We start from the raw sequence: 6,122 nt of genomic DNA on the forward strand, positions 1-6,122 counted from the left end.
CAGAGAGCGGGGGAGGAAGAAGGATTAACTCTCCGGCAGACCCACTATTTTTAATGGATCCGTATGAACTGGTGACGCGGAATACGGTAGAGGTCGTCACCGACGAGGAACTGCGTGCGCTCATCGACCGTCCGGTCAGGCGGGTCTACACCGGCTACGAGCCGAGCGGGGAGATTCATCTCGGCCACATGGTGACGGTGAACAAGCTGATGGACCTGCAGCAGGCGGGGTTCGAGGTGACGGTGCTCATCGCCGACCTCCACGCGTTCTTGAACCGCAAGGGAACGATGGAAGAGATCCGCGAGACGGCCGAGTACAACCGCCGCTGCTTTGAGGGGCTCGGCCTCCGCGGCGCAAACTACGTCCTCGGCTCGGACGTGCAGCTCACGCCGGAGTACGAGCTTGCCGTTCTCGAACTCTCCCAGGCGATCACCCTCAACCGGGCGAAGAGGAGCATGGACGAGGTCGGGCGGCAGATGGACAACCCGACGGTCTCGCAGATGGTCTACCCCATCATGCAGATGGTCGATATCGCGACTCTTGGGGTGGACGCCGCCGTCGGCGGGATCGACCAGCGAAAAATTCACATGCTCGCCCGGGAACACCTTCCCTCGATCGGGTATCCGGCGCCGGTCTGCATCCATACGCCGATCATCAACGGCCTCGACGGGAAGAAGATGTCGTCGTCGGCCGGAAACGTCATATCGGTCGCCGACTCCGAGGAGGATATCAAAAAGAAGATGAAGAAGGCGTTCTGCCCGCCCGAGGTCGAGAACAACCCGGTGCTCGAGATCCTGCGCTACCACGTCTTCCCCCGGGCGGGTGCGGTCGCCATCCGCCGGCCCGAGAAGTTCGGCGGCGACCGTGAGTTTGCCGCCTACGAGGACCTGGAACGGGCCTACGCGGCGGGCGAGATCCACCCGCTGGACCTCAAGAACGCCGCCGCCGCGCACCTCATCGATATCCTCGCCCCCGTACACGACTACGTCTGCAGCAGGTGATCCGGCCGTGGGTCAGAGAGACGAGCACGAGCGGTTCGACCGCAAGATCGAGGCGATGGGCGTCAGGATAAAAGACGCCAACACCGTGAAGGTACGGGACGACGTCTTCGACGAGGTCACCCTTCTCGCCCTCTACAAGCTCGTCCAGAAAAAACTGATCACGGTCATCGGCGGGCCGATCAGCACCGGAAAAGAGGCGAACGTCTTCTACGGCGAGCGCGACGGGCAGGGGCTCGCGATCAAGATCTACCGTATCCAGACCGCGAACTTCAAGGCGATGAACGAGTACCTGGCGGGGGACCGCCGGTTCTCGAGCGTCCGGGGGACGCGCAAGGGCCTCATCTTCGCCTGGACCAAAAAGGAGTTCAGCAACCTGGCCCGGGCACACGAGGCGGAGATTCCGGCCCCCGAACCACTCGCATTCGACCGGAACATCCTCCTGATGGAGTTCCTCGGGCGTGACGAGGTGCCGTATCCCCAGATCCGGAACGCCGAGGTCGAGGATTACGGGAAGGTATACCGCGAGATTCTCGGCTACGTGGAGAAACTCTACCGGGAGGCGCGCCTGGTTCACGCCGACCTCTCCGAATACAATATCCTCTACCACGAGAAACCATACCTGATCGATATGGGACAGGCAGTCACCCTGGATCACCCGCGGGCGTCGGTGTTTCTGGTCCGGGATATCAAGAACCTCAATCGATATTTCTCCCGCTACTGCGACGTGGTCGACGAGGAGGAGATCATCGGAACGCTCGTCGGCACCGGACGCCGGGAGCCCTGAACACCGGAAGGAGGGATGCAACCATGACCATACAGGAGATGAAAGTTTCAACAGCGAGGATCGGTGTACTCATCGGGAAGAGCGGGTCCACGAAGCGCGAGATCGAAGAGAAGACCGGGATAACCCTCCGGATCGACAGCGAGGAAGGGCTCGTGACGCTCGAAGGGGAGGACCCCGTCGGCGTCATGACGGCGACGAACGTCGTCTCCGCGATCAACCGGGGGTTCTCGCCGGAGCGTGCGTTCCGTCTCCTCGACGATGAAGATATGATGCTCGATATCCTCGACCTCGCCGACCTTTCGGGGACGACGCGGCAGCTCGAACGGCTCCGGGGCCGGATCATCGGGAAGTCGGGAACGTCCCGCGCCCAGATCGAGGATATGACCGCGACAGAGATCTCGGTTCACGGCAAGACCGTCGCGATCATCGGTCTCCCGGATCAGGCCGAGACCGCGAGGAAAGCAATCGAGATGCTGATCCAGGGCGTGCCGCACGAGCACGTCTACGGATTCCTCGACCGGAAGAAGAAGGAAGCCAAGCAGGCGATGCTGGAGTACTACTCGTGATGCGGCCGGGTCGGACCGACCCCGCCCATGACGATACGGAAGATATGCGGTTTGCAGTGGAAATGAAGGGGTACACATGGAGATAGCCGACCTCCCCGTCCCGCCGGACCTCGCGGCCGGCTACGCACGCCGCGGGATCACGGAACTCTACCCGCCGCAGGCCGCCTGCGTCGAAGCGGGCCTTTTTTCGGGAAAGAACCTCCTCGTCGCCATCCCCACCGCGAGCGGCAAGACTCTGGTCGCCGAGATGGCGATGCACCACCAGGTGGCGAGGGGCGGCAAGTGCCTCTACATCGTCCCTCTCCGGGCGCTCGCGAGCGAGAAGTTCGAGGAGTTCTCGGGGAAGGGCCTCCGTGTCGGGATCGCGACCGGCGACTTCGATCGAAGAGACGAGTATCTCGGGAGAAACGACATCATCGTCGCGACGAGCGAAAAGGTGGACTCGCTCCTGCGGAACCGGACGCCGTGGCTCGCGGAGATCAGCCTGCTCGTCGTCGACGAGGTCCACCTGATCGACGACCCCTCCAGGGGGGCGACGGTCGAGATGGTGATCGCGAAACTCCGCCACAAGAACCCCGGGATGCAGATCATCGCCCTCTCGGCGACCATCGGGAACCCTGCCGACCTCGCCGGATGGCTGGATGCCGAACTCGTCGAGAGCGAGTGGCGGCCGGTCGATCTCCGGGAGGGGGTCTTCTTCGAAGACGGCATCAGGTTTGCCGACAGCGTCCGGGAGGTTGAGCGAAAGAGCAAGTACGAGGACCTGGATCTCGTCCTCGACACGGTCACGGAGGGCGGGCAGTGCCTGGTCTTCGTCAGCTCGAGGAAGAACGCCGAAGCGTTCGCGAAACGCGCGGCATCGGGCTTAAAGATCGCAAACCCCATCCTCGCCGGCTACGCCGATAAGATACGGTCGAGCGCCTCGACCGATATGGGAAAGATCCTCGCCGCCTGCGTCGCCCAGGGAGCGGCGTTCCACCACGCCGGGCTCTCGCGGGAGGAGCGCCAGCTCGTCGAGGCGGGGTTCCGCGAGGGGCAGATCAAGGTCATCTCCTCCACCCCGACGCTTGCGGCCGGCTTGAACCTCCCCGCCCGGCGGGTGATTGTCCGCGACTACCTCCGGTTCAACGCCGGGGAGGGGATGATGCCGATCCCGGTCCGGGAGTACCGGCAGATGGCCGGGCGGGCCGGGCGGCCGCGCCTCGACCCCTACGGCGAGGCCGTCCTGATCGCGAAGTCCGAGGAGATGGTCGACGAGCTCTTCGACTACTACATTGAGGCGATGGCAGAAGACGTCCGGAGCCGGTGCGCGGAAGAGGCGGTCCTCTGCACCCATATCCTCTCGCTCATCGCGACCGGCTTCGCCCGCGAACGCGGGGAGGTGCTCGGGTTCATGGACGGGACGTTCTACGCCCACCAGGGCGAGAGCCCGCGTGCACTGAAACGGGCGGTCGACCGGGTGCTCGAGTTCCTGCGGGAAGCGGAGATGATCACCGAGGTGGGGGAGTGGCTCGAGGCCACGGAGTACGGGTCGCTCGTCTCCCGGCTCTACATCGATCCCCGGAGCGCCGAGGTGATCGTGAACGCGATGACGCGCCAGAAGGAGTACACCGATATCGGCTTCCTCCACCTCCTCTGCGCGACGCCGGACATGCCGACGCTCTTTGTCCGCAAAAACGACATGTACGCCCTCGACCGGTTCCTCGCCGACCACCGGGACGAACTCTGGATGGAGATCCCCTGGGACGCGGACGAGGGGTTCGACCGGAGCCTCAAGACCGCGCTCCTCCTCGCCGACTGGGGGGACGAGGTGGGCGAAGACGTCATCTGCGAACGATACAGCGTCGGGCCGGGCGACGTCTACGGGATGGTGGAGAGCGTCGCCTGGCTGGTTCACGCGAGCCGGCACCTCGCCGGGCTCTTCGCCCCGCACCTCAAGGCCCCCATCGAGGAGATGGAACTCCGGACCAAGCACGGTATCAAGAAGGAGCTCCTGCCGCTCATCAGGATCCGGGGGATTGGCCGGGTCCGGGCCCGCCGGCTCTTCAACAACGGTATCGACTCGATCGAGGCGCTCCGGGAGGCGGGGCCGGAGAAGGTCGGGAAGGTTCTCGGGCAGGGGATCGCCGCACAGGTCTTCGAGCAGCTCGATGGTGTCCGGGACGAGATCGGGGGTGTCGGCGAGGAGCAGTCGACCCTCTCCCGGTTCGGGTGAATGAACAATGGCAGAACCAGAGATAGCATGCGAAGTCTACCGGGCGGTCTTTACGATCGAGGACAAGATCGGGTTTTTAAACGAGATCCGGAGGATCGCCGACGAATTTGAGACGCACATCATCCTCTTCGACGCCGACCGCCTGACGGGACGGGATCACGTCGAGGCGGCGCTCAGGCATGCCTGCCGGTCGTGGACCGGCGGTGAAGCGATCGCGAACTCGCTTGAGATGGAGGCACTCCTCTACGCCGCGGGAACCAGGCAGTGCCAGGTGGCCTCGTCGTTCGGGATCCACCCGGGCGAAAACCGGTCGTATGTCGCCGTCTGTCCCCCGGTGCCCGGCGTCCGGGACCGGCTTGCCGGTCTCGTGAGGTTCGTTGACGATGAACAGGGAGGGGAGGAGATCGATCCCGCAAAAAGGGCGCTTCTTGCGGACCTCTTTTCGATCACCCCCGAGGAGGTTGCAGTGGTCGGGGAGGAGCGGTTCCGCGAACTGGTGCTCGAGCGGGTGGCGCTCCTCGACGTCTACCGCTGACCCCGACGAATTTTTTTTCGCGGCTTCGCGTCTTTCGCGTGAGACCTTGTTGCTATACTTCACAGGTGAAACGGCGCACTACCGCTGACCGGCCGACGCGTGACTGAGGATATGCCGGATCTCGGGGATGATGATCTCCCGTGCGGCGAGGGTGACCGCCTTCGTCGAGCCCGGGATGCAGAAGACCGCCCGGCCACCGACGACCCCGGCGATCGCCCGCGAGAGGATCGCGGACGTCCCGATCTCTTCGTAACTCTTCAACCGGAAGAGTTCCCCGAACCCGTCGATCGTTTTTTCAAGAATCGGTGCGACGGCCTCGATGGTCACGTCGTCGGAGGTGAGCCCGGTGCCCCCGGTGACGATGACGCAGTTTGCACGCGAGAGCGCCGCGCGGACCTCGGAGCGGATCCGCTCGAGATCGTCGGGGATGACGGAATAGTGGGTCACCTCGATCTCCGCGGCGGAGAGGAGGTCGATGAGCGCCTTCCCGCTGGCGTCGGTCTCGGGTTTCCGGGTCGTGGAGACGGTGATGACCGCACCGGTCACGGTGAGCGGTTTAAGATGGCTGCTGTCCATAGGTTCTTCCAGTACCCCTGTACCATGTATTTTACTTGATTCTATCCCCCATCCGGGAGAGTTCAATCCCCGACCCCTTTGTTTCGCGTGGAGAAAAGAAGGACGCCGCGGGCCAGGGATGGAGGAGGGCAGAGGGGGGAGGAACCTGAATACAGGATTTGCGGAGAGGAAACCTGTTAACCCACAAGGATTGACAGGATCGTCTTCATGAAACCGATCGGATGAAACCCGGGTGCCCGGCAAAATGCTCTCCCGCGAACCGATCGGACCTCCCGATCCGTTCTGCACCGGGACTTCCCCGGGCTCTCTTCCGGCGGATCGATCGATCGGAGAGGATGCCCGATCGGGTTCCTGCCGGAGAAGATGTACCCTGCCCTGGTTTGCTCTTTTGTTCCCTCTCGGTATCCTGTTTTCCGTACCCTGCTCTCTTTTCCCTTTTTACTCT

General features: G+C 63.5%; 6 protein-coding genes. 5 read left to right on the forward strand and 1 reads right to left on the reverse strand.

What is annotated here, in order from left to right; translation table 11 throughout:
* The first annotated feature begins 53 nt into the window (after nucleotides 1-53).
* From MEMAR_RS12330 to cgi121, 5 genes are all read left to right on the forward strand, one after another.
* On the forward strand, nucleotides 54-1,001 hold the full coding sequence (locus MEMAR_RS12330) for a tyrosine--tRNA ligase (protein WP_011845328.1): 948 nt from the start codon (nucleotides 54-56) through the stop codon (nucleotides 999-1,001).
* A gap of 7 nt (nucleotides 1,002-1,008) precedes the next feature.
* Nucleotides 1,009-1,785, forward strand: a complete 777-nt coding sequence (locus tag MEMAR_RS12335; protein WP_011845329.1) for a serine protein kinase RIO — start codon at nucleotides 1,009-1,011, stop codon at nucleotides 1,783-1,785.
* A gap of 23 nt (nucleotides 1,786-1,808) precedes the next feature.
* On the forward strand, nucleotides 1,809-2,351 hold the full coding sequence (locus MEMAR_RS12340; protein WP_011845330.1) for a KH domain-containing protein: 543 nt from the start codon (nucleotides 1,809-1,811) through the stop codon (nucleotides 2,349-2,351).
* Nucleotides 2,352-2,427: 76 nt separating this feature from the next.
* Nucleotides 2,428-4,566: an ATP-dependent DNA helicase gene (locus tag MEMAR_RS12345; RefSeq protein ID WP_011845331.1), complete on the forward strand. Its 2,139-nt coding sequence runs from the start codon at nucleotides 2,428-2,430 to the stop codon at nucleotides 4,564-4,566.
* A gap of 7 nt (nucleotides 4,567-4,573) precedes the next feature.
* Nucleotides 4,574-5,101 carry a KEOPS complex subunit Cgi121 gene (gene cgi121 / locus MEMAR_RS12350; protein ID WP_011845332.1) on the forward strand — a complete coding sequence of 176 codons (528 nt, stop codon included), beginning with the start codon at nucleotides 4,574-4,576 and terminating at the stop codon, nucleotides 5,099-5,101.
* Between the two features lie 78 nt (nucleotides 5,102-5,179).
* Here cgi121 and MEMAR_RS12355 read toward each other — a convergent pair whose 3' ends face one another.
* Nucleotides 5,180-5,677, reverse strand: a complete 498-nt coding sequence (locus MEMAR_RS12355; protein WP_011845333.1) for a MogA/MoaB family molybdenum cofactor biosynthesis protein — start codon at nucleotides 5,675-5,677, stop codon at nucleotides 5,180-5,182.
* Between the last annotated feature and the right edge of the window lie 445 nt (nucleotides 5,678-6,122).

The sequence above is a fragment of the Methanoculleus marisnigri JR1 genome, from assembly GCF_000015825.1.
GTDB classification, from domain to species: domain Archaea; phylum Halobacteriota; class Methanomicrobia; order Methanomicrobiales; family Methanoculleaceae; genus Methanoculleus; species Methanoculleus marisnigri.